Source organism: Desulfofundulus luciae (assembly GCF_030813795.1).
Lineage (GTDB): Bacteria > Bacillota > Desulfotomaculia > Desulfotomaculales > Desulfovirgulaceae > Desulfofundulus > Desulfofundulus luciae.
The window spans coordinates 77,835-92,875 of the sequence record NZ_JAUSUX010000010.1; the positions used below are offsets into that span (position 1 = coordinate 77,835).

General features: G+C 52.9%; 15 protein-coding genes. 11 read left to right on the forward strand and 4 right to left on the reverse strand.

Features of this window, described 5'->3' with window-relative positions; all coding sequences use genetic code 11:
* Positions 1-259: 259 nt before the first annotated feature.
* The 3 genes from J2Z49_RS07770 to selD all read right to left on the reverse strand — a co-directional run bounded on the left by J2Z49_RS07770 (position 260) and on the right by selD (position 2,527).
* On the reverse strand, positions 260-532 hold the full coding sequence (locus J2Z49_RS07770) for a metal-sensitive transcriptional regulator (protein ID WP_307401753.1): 273 nt from the start codon (positions 530-532) through the stop codon (positions 260-262).
* Between the two features lie 317 nt (positions 533-849).
* Positions 850-1,467: a sulfurtransferase-like selenium metabolism protein YedF gene (gene yedF, locus J2Z49_RS07775; RefSeq protein ID WP_307401679.1), complete on the reverse strand. Its 618-nt coding sequence runs from the start codon at positions 1,465-1,467 to the stop codon at positions 850-852.
* 19 nt (positions 1,468-1,486) lie between these two features.
* A complete protein-coding gene (gene selD, locus J2Z49_RS07780) occupies positions 1,487-2,527 on the reverse strand; it encodes a selenide, water dikinase SelD (RefSeq protein WP_307401682.1) in 1,041 nt (346 codons plus the stop codon).
* 239 nt (positions 2,528-2,766) lie between these two features.
* On the opposite strand from selD, the gene yqfC reads away from it, so the two are divergent.
* From yqfC to mgtE, 10 genes are all read left to right on the forward strand, one after another.
* Entirely contained in the window at positions 2,767-3,036 is a 270-nt protein-coding gene (yqfC, locus tag J2Z49_RS07785) for a sporulation protein YqfC (protein ID WP_013823673.1), read from the forward strand.
* A gap of 386 nt (positions 3,037-3,422) precedes the next feature.
* Positions 3,423-4,721, forward strand: coding sequence for a sporulation protein YqfD (gene yqfD / locus J2Z49_RS07790; protein ID WP_307401685.1), 1,299 nt, complete (start codon positions 3,423-3,425; stop codon positions 4,719-4,721).
* 46 nt (positions 4,722-4,767) lie between these two features.
* On the forward strand, positions 4,768-5,724 hold the full coding sequence (locus tag J2Z49_RS07795; RefSeq protein ID WP_307401688.1) for a PhoH family protein: 957 nt from the start codon (positions 4,768-4,770) through the stop codon (positions 5,722-5,724).
* A gap of 27 nt (positions 5,725-5,751) precedes the next feature.
* Entirely contained in the window at positions 5,752-7,938 is a 2,187-nt protein-coding gene (locus J2Z49_RS07800; protein ID WP_307401691.1) for an HD family phosphohydrolase, read from the forward strand.
* Complete coding sequence (gene ybeY, locus J2Z49_RS07805) at positions 7,892-8,362, forward strand: rRNA maturation RNase YbeY (RefSeq protein ID WP_307401695.1); 471 nt, start codon at positions 7,892-7,894, stop codon at positions 8,360-8,362. The genes J2Z49_RS07800 and ybeY overlap by 47 nt, the downstream gene beginning before the upstream one ends.
* Before the next feature lie 48 nt (positions 8,363-8,410).
* A complete protein-coding gene (locus tag J2Z49_RS07810; RefSeq protein WP_307401756.1) occupies positions 8,411-8,806 on the forward strand; it encodes a diacylglycerol kinase family protein in 396 nt (131 codons plus the stop codon).
* 1 nt (position 8,807) lies between these two features.
* On the forward strand, positions 8,808-9,287 hold the full coding sequence (cdd, locus tag J2Z49_RS07815; protein WP_307401698.1) for a cytidine deaminase: 480 nt from the start codon (positions 8,808-8,810) through the stop codon (positions 9,285-9,287).
* Positions 9,288-9,305: 18 nt separating this feature from the next.
* Positions 9,306-10,211, forward strand: a complete 906-nt coding sequence (gene era / locus J2Z49_RS07820) for a GTPase Era (protein ID WP_307401701.1) — start codon at positions 9,306-9,308, stop codon at positions 10,209-10,211.
* Positions 10,212-10,660: 449 nt separating this feature from the next.
* The gene (locus tag J2Z49_RS07825; RefSeq protein ID WP_307401704.1) at positions 10,661-11,623 is read left to right on the forward strand and encodes a magnesium transporter CorA family protein; all 963 of its coding nucleotides are present in this window, start codon (positions 10,661-10,663) and stop codon (positions 11,621-11,623) included.
* Between the two features lie 266 nt (positions 11,624-11,889).
* Positions 11,890-13,242, forward strand: coding sequence for a magnesium transporter (mgtE, locus tag J2Z49_RS07830; protein ID WP_307401707.1), 1,353 nt, complete (start codon positions 11,890-11,892; stop codon positions 13,240-13,242).
* Here mgtE and J2Z49_RS07835 read toward each other — a convergent pair.
* Positions 13,226-13,813 carry a UbiX family flavin prenyltransferase gene (locus J2Z49_RS07835; protein ID WP_307401711.1) on the reverse strand — a complete coding sequence of 196 codons (588 nt, stop codon included), beginning with the start codon at positions 13,811-13,813 and terminating at the stop codon, positions 13,226-13,228. The genes mgtE and J2Z49_RS07835 overlap by 17 nt on opposite strands.
* A gap of 231 nt (positions 13,814-14,044) precedes the next feature.
* On the opposite strand from J2Z49_RS07835, the gene J2Z49_RS07840 reads away from it, so the two are divergent.
* Entirely contained in the window at positions 14,045-14,551 is a 507-nt protein-coding gene (locus J2Z49_RS07840) for a YhcN/YlaJ family sporulation lipoprotein (RefSeq protein WP_307401713.1), read from the forward strand.
* Positions 14,552-15,041 lie beyond the last annotated feature (490 nt).

Sequence of the window (15,041 nt, forward strand, 5' to 3'; positions counted from 1 at the left end):
GGGTATTTATCTTCTTTCATCATAACCATGTCCGGTTAGAAAAGTCAATATCATTGATTTTAGAATTTCCCACCGTCAGGGCAAATACAAATGAAAAACCCGCAGGCAGTATAGCCGGCGGGTTTTTACCGCGGGCAGTTTACCGTCATGCCCGGGACTGTATTCAGCAGCCTTCTTTGCAGTGGGCCACGGGGCGAAGCATGTAGTGTTTTCTGAGCACGGGAATCACCCTCCTTTCCTGCCCGGCGCTGGACGCCGGTTATCTGGTAAATTGATCCAATACCTGCATCAGCTCATCGATGGCCTCGTCACCCCGGTTCTGGCGGATGGCCCGGGCCACGCAACCCCGCGTATGACTCCGCAAAAGGGAGAGGGCGACCTTTTGCAGTGCTGCCCGGGTGGCACTGATCTGCAGGAGGATATCCACACAGTAGCGGTCTTCCTCAATCATCTTTTGAATACCGCGAATCTGCCCCTCAATTTTTTTGAGGCGGCTTAAGAGGTCTTCCTTATTTCTTTCCACATAGGACAATCCCAATCACTCACCATCCTACCCTACTGGGGTATCCTATAAAGAAATATATCAAGAGGCGAGTGCTGGTGTCAAGCAGGTCTGTAGGCCTCGGGCATCCATGCCCTCGGCCCCGCCTCCACCCTCGGTCTCGCTAAGTTTGCCCAGCACTCAACAGGCTTCGAATGATGACCGACTAAACACAATCACTTTCGAGTCTGTTGAGTGCTGGGTCAAGGTCGCTCGCTTCGTGCAAAACGGCGGCCGTTTTCATCTTCCGTTGGTGGTGCTAAAAACGTCACGCGGCCTTTACTGAATATCTGCCATATGGCGTCCGCTTACGGTACGGTGATCACCTTTCCAGGACCGCGCAGGGCTTCGTTAATCTCGTACATGTTGCTTACCCGGCCCACCTGGAGCTTGTCCTTTAGCTTGTAGTACTCCAGGCAGGTGCCGCAGGAGATGATGTCCGTGCCCTTTTCGGCCATCTTTTTTAAATGTTGCAGGACCGGGGAGCTGGTGCAGGTCAGGAATACCCCCGTATTTAGAAAAATGAGCTTATCCGGGGGCGGGTCGGTTTCGGCCAGGGTGGCGCATAAACTTTTCAACAATGTCACCCCCAGTTCGGGAGCGCCCTGCCCCAGCAGGTTGGAAGTGAAGAAATAGATCAGGGGCCGGGTTTCCCCGGTGCTTTGTGCTACGGGTTCCATGAGCTTGTCCGGAGCTTTTTCCGGCGATTCCCCTTTGGTTATGGTGATTACAAAGTTGCCTTCCTTTTCGGCAACCTGTACGGGATAGCCGGCGCTGGCGGCAAACATGGTTACGTTTTCCCGGGCCACCGGGTTGTCTACGGTGACGATTACTTCACCGGCAGGGATTTCTTCCAGTGCTTTCTTGGTATTGATCACCGGCTGGGGGCAGGCCAGCCCACGGCAGTCCACTTCTTTTTTCACCATAACATTCACCTCTTGTTTATTATTCCACCCGGATTAGCCAGTTCTGCCTTTCCACCACCCGGCCAATGGCCCGGGCCGCCGTTACCCCGTTTGCATGAAGCTCATGCAGGAGGCGGTCCGCCCGTTCCGGTGGGGTGGCAATGAGCAACCCCCCGGAAGTTTGGGGATCAAACAGGGTTGCCTGCTGGGCGGGGGAGAGGCTTTTAGCAAATACAACCGCTTCACCCAGGTGATCCCGGTTCTGATAGGCCCCACCGGGAATCAGGCCCATGGAGGCCAGTTCGACTGTTTTAGGTAAAAGAGGCAGCCGGTCATACTCAAAAACCATGCTTACCCCGCTGGCTTCGGCCATTTCTGCGGCATGCCCCAGCAACCCGAACCCCGTGATGTCGGTACAGGCATGTGCTCCCACGGAAAGCATGGACGAGGCTGCTTCCCTGTTTAAGGCAACCATGCTGGCCAGGGCGGCTTCCTGCGCTTCAGGGGGAGCAAGCTCCGCTTTCACAGCCGTGGCGATGATACCCGTACCCAGGGGTTTGGTAAGGATCAGAACATCCTGGGGCAAGGCACCGGCATTGGTCAATACCCTTTGGGGATGCACTAAACCGGTGACGGCCAGCCCGTACTTGGGTTCATCATCCTGGACCGTGTGTCCCCCGGCGATGATGGCTCCGGCTTCCTTTACCTTATCTGCGCCTCCTTTGAGAATCTCGGCCAGGATTTCCGGTGGCAGACAGGTGGGGAAACAGGCGATATTCAAGGCGAGAAGGGGCCGCCCGCCCATGGCATAAATGTCGCTCAAGGCATTGGCTGCGGCCACCTGGCCAAAGAGGTAGGGATCATCCACCACCGGGGTAAAAAAATCCACCGTCTCAATGATGGCCATGTCGTCCGTGAGCTGGTATACCGCCGCATCGTCGGTTGTTTCCAGCCCAACCAGCAAATGGGGGTTGTTAAGGCGTGGTAACTGCCGCAGTACCTGCGACAGGGTGGCCGGTCCCACCTTTGCCGCTCACCCGGCAGCTTTGGCCAGGGTGGTCAAGCGAATCTTTTCAGCCATATTTACTCACCCCTAACTTTTGTAGTTTCCTTGTCCCCGGCCTTTCTTACAAGATAGCATATCATTTTTTCGTTCTTTAATAGATAGGTTCCTTTATTTACCCGATAAGAAGATTTTATGGGCAGGTTGTGGCACAGAGAAGATCTTTATAACCTGTAGGCTACCCGCCGGGGCTTTTCAGCCCTTAAGTTATCTTGCCCGTGGCGGGCGCATATATTTTGGCAGGGAGGGATTGGAAGATGGCCTGGCGGGAATGGAAAAAGCGGTTATCGGAATTTCTGGAGATCCCCAACGATGTAATGCTGAACCTTCCCCGCGTTGTGCTCATGGGAAATCTGCAGGCCTTTATTGAGAACCACCGTGGCATTTTAGAATATACCCCCCAAATTGTGCGCGTTGGTATTGAAGAGGGGGAGCTGGAAATTACCGGAGAGAAATTGATCCTGCGCAACATTCTCCCCGACGAGATTTGCGTGGAAGGGATGATTAAGACCATTACGTTTAAATAGACACCCATGACGCTTTTAACACCACCAACAAAGGATGAAAATGGCCGCCGTTATGCACGAAGCGAGCGACATTGACCCAGCACTCAACAGACTCGAAAGTGATTGTGTTTAGTCGGTCATCATTCAAAGCCTGTTGAGTGCTGGGCAAACTTGGCGAGACCGAGGGCGGAGGCGGGGCTGAGGGCAAGGATGCCCGAAGCCGGCCCCTGAGGCACGGATGCCGAATGGGCCGGGGACCCCGCCGGAGCCCGAGGTCGAGCGATAGTTTGGCCTGCGAGGTGAACGGAGCGAGCGCGTGCAAACGGCAGGCAAGTGCTATTTTCAAGACAGGAACAGGCCAGTGTAAAAATCGTACCCATGGCCCAGGAAAATAAGGAGGCCAAGCCATGTTTCTTTTTCGATTAATGAACTTCATTATCGGTTATGTTACCATAGCCATTCGTGGGGAAGCACCGGAAAAATTTATTAATATGGCTGCCGCCCGGGGTATTTTCCTCTGGGATATTGCCCGGCCCGGTGAGCAGATCATGAGGGCCAATGTGCGCTTGAATGCCGTACGGCCTTTAAGGCATATAGCGCGGCGCACCCGCTGCCACTTTTACATCACCCGGCGGGTAGGCTTGCCTTTCTTCTGGATGCGCCTGGCCCGGCGCAAGGCACTGGCTTTTGGCGCCGTACTGTTTGTCCTTGGACTGTATTTGTTAAGCTCCTTTGTGTGGACTATCGAGGTTACCGGTAATCGCAGGGTACCCACGAAAGATATCTTATCCGTAGCTTCCGCGGCCGGCCTGAACCGGGGAGTGCCCAAATGGCGTTTAGATTGCCCCGCGGTGGAGAGGGCCTTGAAGACAAAGTTGCCCACCATTTCCTGGGCCGGCGTATATGTCAGGGGGACAAGGGTGACCATTGAAGTGGTGGAAAAAACATTTCCCGAGGAGAAAAATCAATCTCCCGCCCATATTACAGCTATTAAGGCGGGCTTAATTAAAGAGGTCCTGGTGTTTAACGGCCATGCGGCGGTGAAGGAAGGGGATACGGTAGTTCCCGGTCAAATTTTGATTTCCGGGATTATCCCTCCCCCTGAAGAACCCGGGCCCGAACAACCGCCAGTGCCCGAAACACAAAGGGAACAACCCGTCCCTCGCCGGCCCACGTACGTTCACGCTGCGGGCATCGTCAGGGCCCGGGTATGGTATGAAGGTTACGGTGAAGCTCCTCTGGTTGAAAACGGAGAACGCTTTACCGGTCGCCAGGTTACCAGGGTTTGTATGAAAATCAAAAGCAGGGAAATAATTTTAGCAGGTCCCCAGAAAATACCCTTTTTGCATTATCAAACCGAGACCAGTGTGAAAAAGCCTCCTCCATGGAGGAATCTACAGTTGCCTGTCGAACTTGTTATCAGTAAAAACCGTGAAGTGGAAAGCTACCGGTTGGTCAGGGACCGGGCCGAAGCCCGCCGCCTGGCCGGGGAAAGGGCGTTACAGGCAATACAAAAGCAGTTGCCTCGAGGAGCCAGGATAGTCCACAAGCAACTGGATGAGCTGGTGGTGAAAGAGCCGGAGAGCCTGGTGCGGGTCAAAGCCTTTGTGGAGAGCCTTGAGGAAATCGGTACCGAACAACCCTTTACCCCGGGGGAAGAGTCTCAAAATCAGGCACCGGCGGCTTCACCCCCTTCCCAGCCATAACAGGTCTTTTCTAGCTATAGAAACAAGAGGGAGTTGGAGGGATAAGTTGGGCGAACACACTGAAGCCAGGGTGATCCTGGACAACATTGCCACAGCGGCTGAGATTTTCGGGCGTCACGATGAACATCTGGCTTTAATGGAACGGGCCCTGGGCATAAGGGTAGTAACCCGGGGCGAGGAAGTGATTATTATCGGCCCGCCCGAACAGGTTGCCCAGGCCCGGGAGGTTTTCAATCAGTTACAGGACTTTTACCGGGCGGGTAACCGTTTAACTTTACACGAAATTAACTACGCCATTAAGGCCGTGCGGGCGGGTATGCAGGAAGCCCTGTCCCACCTGGCGCGGGAGGTGACCCTGGTTACCGCCCGGGGGAAACAGGTTAAGCCCAAGACGCTGGGACAGAAACAGTACATCGAAGCCATTCGCAAGCACGACATTGTTTTTGCCATCGGCCCCGCGGGAACGGGGAAGACCTACCTGGCCGTGGTAATGGCCATTCGCGCGTTGCGCAACAAGGAAGTCAACCGTTTGGTACTAACCAGGCCGGCTGTGGAAGCCGGGGAAAAGCTCGGTTTTCTGCCGGGGGACCTGCAGGAAAAAGTAGATCCTTACCTGCGTCCTCTTTACGACAGCCTTTACGATGTACTTGGTGTGGAAAATACCCAAAAATACCTGGAAAGGCATGTTATTGAAATTGCTCCCCTGGCTTACATGCGGGGGAGGACACTGGATGACGCCTTTATCATTCTTGACGAGGCGCAAAACACCACCGACCAGCAGATGAAAATGTTTTTGACCCGCCTGGGTTTTGGTTCCAAGGCCGTAATTACCGGAGACATTACCCAGATCGACCTGCCCAAGGGGCAGGTTTCCGGCCTGGTCCATGCCCAGAGGGTTTTGGCCCGGGTAAACGGTATTGCCTTTTGTTACCTGACGGGGGAGGATATAGTCCGTCACCCGCTGGTTCAGGAAATCATCAGGGCCTACGAGGAAGGGTCATAGGTTGGTGGCGCAAGAGGAGTGAATTTGATGCTCCCTCTGGCCACAATTAAAAAACAGGTTGTTTACCGGCTGGTTCCGTTAATGGGACGGCGCAGGGTGCGCCGGAGCGCAGCCGCGGTCATCTTTTTTTTGCTCATTACCATTCTCATTTCCATTGAATTTGTTCCCCAACGGGTTAATTTGCGGGAGGGACAGGTTTCCCCGATACAGATTACTGCCCCCCGCAGTATTATTTTTGAAGATAAGGCCAAAACCGAGGAAATGCGCCGCCAGGCAGCCGCGGCAGTGCGTGACCAGTACGACCGGGATCCCCTGGTAAGTGCGGCGGTCCAGCGGGATATTTCCACCGCCATTCAGGGGATCCGCGAGGTGCAGGCGGATACCAGGGCCGATGAGGAAGCCCGCGTAACCCGCCTGCGGGGAGTGCTGCCCTTTACTTTGTCCCGGGAAACCCTGGTGGCCCTTTCCAGGCCCGCTCCCCGCACCCTGGAGCAGGTGGAACGGAGTGTAAACGGCCTGGTGGCCCAGGCTCTGGATAGCGAGGAAGGTATTACGCCGGACAAGTTGGAGGTCAAAAAGACAAGTCTGGCCGACCAGGTGGCCCGCTGGGGTTTAAGCAAACCCTACCAGGAACTGGCCCAGGGCTTAATCCGTTATTACCTGCGGCCGAACAGCTTCTTCAATGCGGAAAAAACCCGCCTCTTAAAAGAGGCGGCTATGGCCACGGTGCCGCCCCAGATGGTGACCATCAGGCAAAACGAGATCATCATCCGGGTTGGGGATGTGATTACAAAGGAACACCTGGCCAAGCTGGAAGCCCTTGGCCTCACCCGGACCGGCCTCCCCTGGCGCATATTGCTGGGCAGTGCTTTGCTGGTGGCCCTCTTGATGGTGGTGGTACTGCTCTATCTCTACCAGCAGAACCGGGAGATTTACGAACATGCCGGTCACTTATACCTGCTGGGTATCGTTGTCGTGGTGGTACTGGCCGTGGGCAAGGCCATTACGGCCATCAATATTCCCTACTGGCCCGAGCTGGGCAACCTCGTGGGTTATATGACCCCCATTGCCGCCGCCGGGATGCTTATTGCCATTTTGCTTGACACGCGCCTGGCCATGCTGGTGGTGGCGGTAATGAGTTTCCTGGTGACCCTGATGATTGATGGACAGGTCCGTTTCGGACTGGTAGCCCTGGTGGGGGGGTTCGTGGGAGTTTACAGCGTCAGTAAACTCAGCCAGCGGGGCGATCTGGCCCGGGCCGGTGTTTACACCAGCGCCGCCAACATCGTTGTGATTCTGATCATGGGCCTTTTAGGCAACACGCCCTGGGGCCTTGTGATTACTTCCGGCGTGGGTTTTGGCCTGATTAACGGTATTTTGTCTTCCATTCTAACCATTGGTGCCCTTCCTTACCTTGAAAGTGCCTTTGGAATTACCTCGGCAGTCCATCTTTTGGAGCTGTCCCATCCCAGCAATCCTCCGCTGCGGCGCTTGCTCACGGAGGCACCGGGGACCTATCACCACAGCATTATTGTGGCCAACCTGGCGGAGGCCGCAGCCGAGGCCGTGGGCGGGGAGACCCTTTTGGTGCGTGTGGGCGCATATTATCATGATATCGGCAAAATTAAACGGCCCTACTTCTTTATTGAAAACCAGTTGAACGGTGAGAACCCCCACGATAAAATTGCTCCATCCCTGAGCACTCTGATTTTGACCTCCCACGTCAAGGACGGGGTGGAAATGGCCCGTGAGTACAAGCTGCCCCAGGCCATTATTGATATTATTGAGCAGCACCATGGCAGCGGGCTCTGTTCTTACTTTTATCACAAGGCCCTGGAGAACAGCCATCCGGAAAATGTTAATGAGGACGAATACCGTTATGATGGGCCCAAGCCCCAAACCAAAGAGGCGGCCATTGTCATGCTGGCCGATTCGGTGGAGGCGGCGGTCCGTTCCCTGCAAAACCGTACCCCCGGTCGCGTTGAGGGGATGGTACGCAAAATTATCAAGGATAAGCTCATGGACGGCCAGCTGGATGAAAGCGACCTGACCTTTAAGGATCTGGATAAAATTGCGGAAGCTTTTTTGCAGGTACTGGGCGGAATATTTCACACCCGCATCGAATATCCCGACCTGAGTAAGGAAATGGAAAGGAGAAGAAACAAAAGTGCCGGTTCTCGTAAACAACCTGCAAGAAAAAGTGCCGGTGGATGAGCGGCTTATTGACCTGGTGGTAAAGGTGGCCGGGGAAGCTCTCTCTTCAGCCGGCGGCCCCGGGGACGCCGAAGTAAGCCTGGTGTTTGTGGACGACGAGTATATCCACCGGTTAAACCGTGAATACCGTGGGGTGGACAGGCCTACCGATGTGCTATCCTTTGCCCTGCAGGAAGGAGAACCGATGCCCGACGCGGGGGAAGAAACCTTACTGGGGGATGTGGTGATTTCCCTGGAAACGGCGCGCCGGCAAAGTGAGGAGTACGGGCACAGCTTTGAGCGGGAAGTGGCTTTTCTGGTGGCCCACGGTGTGCTGCATCTCCTGGGATACGATCACCAGACGGAGGAAGGGGGCCGGGCAATGCGGGAAAAGGAGGAGGCCGTTCTCGGCCGGCTGGGTTTGGGCAGGCAGGAGGGCCATTAAGAGCACCGCCCCTTAGAATAGCTTGTGGTTACAGGATGTGACGTTTTGATGGCCAGGGACAATTTCAGAAATAGCCTTGGTTATGCCCTGTCCGGCCTGGTGTATGCCCTGCGCACACAGCCCAACATGCGCTTTCACTTTGGTGCCGCCCTGGTGGTAGTGGCCCTTGCCCTGCTGTTGGGGGTGGGAGTAAGGGATTTTGTCTTTATTCTCTTTGCCATTGCCCTGGTTGTAATCGCTGAGATGTTCAATACTGCCGTAGAGACCGTGGTCAATCTCTATACCGATAAATACCATCCCCTGGCCAGGGTAGCCAAGGATGTTGCCGCCGGGGCCGTACTTCTGGCTGCCTTAAACTCGATGGTTGTAGGCCTTTTGGTGTTTTACCCTTACCTGCATGCCTTCGTTCGCTACTGGGCGCGTTCCTTGGGAGGTGTAAATTAATTTGATTGACCTGCCGGTGATGCAGTTTCCTGTGGAAAAGCTCATTAATACGGCCCGGGCTTCCCGGGAAAGGGCCTACGCCCCATATTCCGGTTTCCGGGTAGGGGCAGCTATACTAACTTCGGAAGGAAGATTGTATACCGGATGTAACATTGAAAATGCCTCCTACGGTTTAACCGTTTGCGCCGAGCGGGTAGCCCTTTTTAAAGCAGTAAGCAACGGGGAAAGGCATTTTGCCGCCCTGGCGGTGATTTCCGACAGCGAGGATTACTGCACGCCCTGCGGCGCCTGCCGGCAGGTGCTGGCTGAATTCGGAAACGAAATCAAAGTTTATATGTGTAACCACCATGGTGAATATATAGTAAAAACGCTTGCTGAACTGCTGCCCCTGAGCTTTAAGTTAAAAGCGGGGGAAGCCGGTAAAATTGAAGGCAGCCCACGCCCCAATCCTGTTCGTGTTGTGGAGCCGGTAGACAGGTAAAGGGCTGAAAGGAGGAAAATGGTGGAACAGGAGAAATTTAAGTCGGGTTTTGTGGCCATAATTGGCCGCCCCAATGTCGGGAAGTCCACCCTTTTAAACCAGCTGGTGGGGCATAAGGTGGCCATTATGTCCGATAAGCCCCAGACCACCCGGCATAAAATCCATTCAATCATTACCCGTGATGATGCCCAGATCATCTTTCTGGATACGCCGGGAATTCACAAGCCCAGGCACAAGCTGGGTGAATATATGGTGGAAGTGGCCCTGGGCGCCCTGCGGGAAGTGGACGTAATCCTCTTCCTGGTTGAACCCCAGTTGCCGGGGCCGGGGGACGAGTACATAATCAACCAGCTCCGCGAGGTAACCACTCCGGTAATTCTGGTCATTAATAAAATAGATTTGCTGGACAACAAGGCGGAATTGCTGCCCCTGATCGACGTTTTTTCACAGAAATACAATTTTGCCGAGATTATCCCCGTTTCCGCTCTCAAACCGGAAAACCTGGACCGCCTGGTTGAGCTGGTGGTTTCCTACTTACCCTCTGGACCCAAGTATTATCCCGACAATATGGTCACGGACCGGCCGGAACAGTTTATTATGGCCGAACTGATCCGGGAAAAGGTGCTGCACCTGACCGCCCAGGAAGTACCCCACGGGGTAACCGTGGTGGTGGAGGAGGTAGAGCCGCGATCGGACCAGCTGCTCTATGTACGGGCGGTCATCTATACCGAAAAGGAATCGCATAAGGCCATATTAATTGGCAAGGGGGGACGGATGCTCAAAGAGATCGGCCGGCTGGCCAGGGAAGAAATGGAACTTCTCCTGGGGTCAAAAATATACCTGGATCTGTGGGTCAAGGTCAAGGAAGACTGGCGTAACCAGGACCTGTACCTGCGGAACTTTGGTTACACCGACAGGGATTAATTTTCCTTGACAGTACAAGAAAGGTTCTGATAAAGTAATGTTGGCTGGAAAGCCAGCTAAGGTTTTCGGGCTTCCTCACGTAAGTGAAGGCCCTTTTCATTTTGCAAAAAAAATTCCCGGAGGTGGTACTGTGGACGGCGACCCTAGTAGGCACAAGTTCATACTAAAACAAGCAGGGACTGGCCCAGGTATCCACGCTCCAGGGATGGTGGGCCGCCCCTGAAAAAAGGAGGTGGCCTGGATGTCAGTGACCCGGGGACTTTACGGCGCCCGGCTTATTACCGCCCGGAACGGGATTTTGGGGAACTGCCCCAGTGCTTTGCTGCACCCCTGGTGAGCATTGAGGAAAAACTCGAGATAATGGTTGCCAACATGTGTTCTTTGTGCCTGTGTAAAATCCGAATGAGACATCGGAACAGGATAAAGCTCAACAACAGGGGTGGGAAGATATGCTCAAAGTATATAAAAGTGTGGGAGAGGCGCTGGTAGAAAGCAATGTGCTGGGAGAGAAGGGGAGTTGGATTAACTTAGTCAACCCTACCAGAGAAGAAATAGAAGAGGTCGTTCACCAGCTTACCCTGCCGGTGGACTTTTTAGAGTACCCTCTTGATGAAGAAGAAAGCTCCCGTATCGAGGTTGAGGAAGGCTGTGTGCTGATTATTATCAGGGTGCCTATTATTAGGGATAATATTTATGACACAATTCCTTTAGGAATCATTATTACAGAAAACATTATTATTACTGTTTGCCTGGAAGATCTGGCTATTATAAGCGAATTCTCTTCCTGCCGTATCAAGGGATTTTATACCTTTAAAAAAACGCGCTTTCTCTTGCAGATTTTTTATAAGACGGCGATCCATTACCTGCGTTACTTAAGGCAGATCGACAAAAGAAGTGAAGAAATTCAGCAGAGGTTGCACAGTTCGACGCAAAATAAAGAATTAATTAAATTATTTAGTTTAGAAAAAAGCCTGGTCTATTTTACAACCTCTTTAAGGGCAAATGAAATCGTTATGGAAAAACTATTAAAATCACATCTTGCTAAAGACCCAGATTCTTTAGAGGTGAACGTGGGCTTAATAAAGATGTACGAAGAAGATGAGGACCTGTTGGAAGATGTGATCACCGAAAATAAACAGGCCATTGAAATGAGTGAGATTTATGCTGAGATCCTGAGTGGCACGATGGATGCATTTGCCTCGATAATTTCGAACAATCAAAACATGGTCATGAAGTTTCTAACTTCAGTGACCATCATTTTAATGATTCCCACCATGCTGTTCAGCTTGTACGGCATGAACGTAGATCTGCCATTTCAGCATTCCAGGGGTGCTTTTCCCGGCATAGTTCTTTTGTCTGTTGTCTTCTCAATTGTTGCTTTGTTGATTTTCAGGAAAAGAGATATGTTATAAGATTTTTTCTATAGGTCCGGGATACGGGAGGAGCATTAATATACCTTGACAGCACAGGAAACAATCTGTTAAAGTAGTTTTGGATATAAGTCCAATCGGGCTTTTGGCCTTCTTTAACCGGAGGCCTTTTTTGTTTGGGGCATTGCTGTGGGTGTAAATGTTCAGTGATCCCGCTATGGTGCCGGTGGTAATAATAAAAAGGGGCTGGCCCCGGTATCTACACTCCAGGGTTGGTGGGCTGCCCCTGAAAAAAGGAGGTGGCCTGGATGTCCAGAGTTCGAGAAGAAGTACGCCGGGCAATCCTTTCCTGTCTTGAGGAAGGATCTACCGACAGGTTGCGTCAGTGTTTGAAAGACTTACACCCGGCGGACATTGCCGAAGTGCTTCCGGACATTAGTTTGGGCCAGCAGGTCAAGGTATTGCGGGTCATGGAACCGGACAGGGCTGCCCAGGTAGTTTTTGAGCTGGACCGGGAAAAGTTGCCCACCCTGATGGAATGCCTGGGTTTACAACGCACGGCCGATATACTAAGTGCCATGTTTACCGACGATGCGGCAGACCTGCTGGGGGACCTGCCCGGGGATCTGAGGCAAAAACTGCTGGGTCTTATGGAGGCACATGAGGCCCGGGACGTCAAAGAGCTATTGACCTACGGCGAGGAAACCGCCGGCGGGATTATGACCACGGAATATGTGGCCATTCAAAAGGATATCACCGCCGGGCAAGCTATTGAAGTGCTGCGTGAAAACGCACCTGATGCCGAGACGGTTTATTACGTTTATGTAGTGGACGATCAAAACCACCTGGTGGGAGTGCTTTCCTTAAGGGAGCTTATCCTGGCAGCGCCCAATATGTGTATTGAGGACATCATGCGGCGCAAGGTAATCAGCGTGAATGTGCGTACCGACCAGGAAGAGGTGGCCCGCCTGGTGGCGAAATACGACTTTCTGGCTGTGCCTGTGGTTAGCGATGCTGGTGAACTGCTTGGTATTGTGACGGTTGATGATGTTCTGGATGTTATTGAACGGGAAGCTACCGAGGACATGATGCGTATGGCTGCCACTATTGATAGTGAAGGGGAAGACCCTGACGCCAGCCCTGTGAAGCGGGCACTGCGGCGTTTGCCCTGGTTGGTGGGTTTGCTTTTCGGAGAGCTGGTGGCCGGTCATGTAATCGAGGGCTTTTCCGAAATCCTGCAACATTTAACGGCCCTGGCTTTTTTTATGACAGCCATAGCCGGAGGTACGGGCAATGCGGCCACCCAGTCCCTGGCTGTGGTGGTAAGAGGAATTGCCACCGGAGAGGTAGATCCCGGTCAAATTTTAAAGGTGATCTGGAAAGAAGCCCAGGTGGGGATGTGGGTGGGCCTGGTTTGCGGTCTGGTTGTGGGATCCTTTGCTTTTGTGTGGCAGGGTTCTCCCTCCCTTGGTCTGGTTGTGGGCGGGGCACTGGCCGTGAGTATCACCGTTTCCACCATCCTGGGCAGTTTTGTGCCGGTGATTATCAACCGCATCGGGGTAGATCCGGCCCTGGCCTCGGGACCTTTCATTACTACCTTGATGGACGTTAGCAGTATGTTTATTTATTTCACCCTGGCAACCCTTATTCTGATCCGGTAAACAATGGCCCGGTTCCTATTGCTCCCCATCTTTTTACCAGGTTATTTTCAATACCTAAAAGATCCAGTACCCGCCCTGTTGTTTGCAGGACCAGGTCTTCGATGGTTTCCGGGTGCTGGTAAAAGGATGGCACCGGGGGCATGATGACTACCCCGAGCCGGGCCAGTTTGAGCATGTTTTCAAGATGGATGGCATTTAAAGGCGTCTCCCTGGTCATCAAGATCAGGGGACGCCTTTCTTTTATGGTCACGTCGGCGGCCCGGGTGATCAGGTTGTCGCTGTAACCCAATGCTATAGATGCCAGGGTTTTCATACTGCAGGGGGCAATGATCATACCCTGGTGCACAAAAGACCCGCTGGCTACCGGTGCAGCCAGGTCATTGGCCGCGTAAGAGTAGCTGGCCAATGCCATGACCTGCTCCGGTGTCCACCGGGTTTCCAGGGTGATGGTTTTTGCCGCCCAGGGGCTCAAAATAAGGTGGGTTTCAATCCCTGAGAGCTTTAATTGGTCCAGCAGGGTTATGCCGTAAATCGCTCCCGATGCACCGGTTATGGCTACTATAATACGCAACTTTTTTACCGTCCCTTTTAAGTATATGTTTCGTTTGCTTTATTTTATCCTAACACCGGTAATTGTTCAATATGGACCACTAATGCAAGGAGGGTATGCCGGTCCATCCCTCGTTTACCTTTAGCCAGTCAGCCAATGGCAACCGGTGACATTATTTTACAGCATAGGAGGTATGCCGCCGGTAAATATTAAAAAATGGCGGTAAATACGTATGGAAATGGAGGTGAGCCAATGAGAAAATGGCCCGTCTGGTTTTCCATAATATCCCTGGCGCTGATGCTGGTATCCGGCTGCACGGTAGCCCGTAAACCCGCCCCGCCATCTCCGGCTGCGCCGGGACCTGCTCCAACAGCCCCCGGTCAGGCGGCACCGGCCCCCCGGCCCTTACCCACCACGCCGGCGGAAGCCCACCGGCTGGCCACAAAGCTGGCGGCTGAAGCCGAGAAAGTACCCGGCGTAAAATCGGCCACGGTCGTCCTGACCGGGAACACGGCCATTGTGGGGCTCGATATTAAAAGCGGGGTAGAGAGGGGGCGCACAGCGGCTATTAAGGATGAAGTGGCCCGGAAGATTAGGGCGGCGGATAAACGCGTAGCTACCGTGCGGGTAACTACCGATCCGGATACAGTTACCCGCATCCGCAGAGTGGCTGAAGGCATCAGCCGGGGTACTCCTGTAGCCAGCTTCAACCGGGAGATTCAGGAAATCCTGCGCCGCATTACGCCCACCACCAGGTAATGATTTGAAACGCCTTTAACACTATTTGGGATTTTCATTGGCCCTGCGAAGGCCTTTGTTACTCCTATAACCCTAAATTTTTTTATCCAAATGGAAACCCTCTGATTTGAGGGTTTTTTTCTTAGAGAAACCTCCGGATGAATTGTTGAAAAAGAACAAAATCAAAGCCAAGCATTTGTCCCTTACCCACAAAGGAGCCGGGACCCAAGCTTAGAATATATTATAGACATAATGTCTGATTATGTCTAAAAGTTTTAGCTTGACAACTTTTCTACTTATTTTGAATAGTAAGACTATTACTTCGGTAAAAACCAGTTAGTTGGGTTGTGATGCGGGAAGACATTTTTCTTTTATGCTTGAGACGTTATAACTTCCCTGTTGTTTTTACATAGTCAGTGCTTAAACCGGAAATGGGGGGTGATGGTGGGTTAACCAGGGATACGGCTGCCCATATATTTTCGCTGCACGGTAAGGGGCAGGGAAAGGGAGG

What these genes read in the sequence shown, in the direction of transcription:
- yedF (WP_307401679.1), bottom strand. Translation starts at nt 1,467, where the DNA reads ATGGTGAAAAAAGAAGTGGACTGCCGTGGGCTGGCCTGCCCCCAGCCG.
- era (WP_307401701.1), top strand. Translation starts at nt 9,306, where the DNA reads ATGGTGGAACAGGAGAAATTTAAGTCGGGTTTTGTGGCCATAATTGGC.
- J2Z49_RS07825 (WP_307401704.1), top strand. Translation starts at nt 10,661, where the DNA reads ATGCTCAAAGTATATAAAAGTGTGGGAGAGGCGCTGGTAGAAAGCAAT.
- J2Z49_RS07800 (WP_307401691.1), top strand. Translation starts at nt 5,752, where the DNA reads ATGCTCCCTCTGGCCACAATTAAAAAACAGGTTGTTTACCGGCTGGTT.
- J2Z49_RS07810 (WP_307401756.1), top strand. Translation starts at nt 8,411, where the DNA reads ATGGCCAGGGACAATTTCAGAAATAGCCTTGGTTATGCCCTGTCCGGC.
- mgtE (WP_307401707.1), top strand. Translation starts at nt 11,890, where the DNA reads ATGTCCAGAGTTCGAGAAGAAGTACGCCGGGCAATCCTTTCCTGTCTT.
- yqfC (WP_013823673.1), top strand. Translation starts at nt 2,767, where the DNA reads ATGGCCTGGCGGGAATGGAAAAAGCGGTTATCGGAATTTCTGGAGATC.
- yqfD (WP_307401685.1), top strand. Translation starts at nt 3,423, where the DNA reads ATGTTTCTTTTTCGATTAATGAACTTCATTATCGGTTATGTTACCATA.
- J2Z49_RS07840 (WP_307401713.1), top strand. Translation starts at nt 14,045, where the DNA reads ATGAGAAAATGGCCCGTCTGGTTTTCCATAATATCCCTGGCGCTGATG.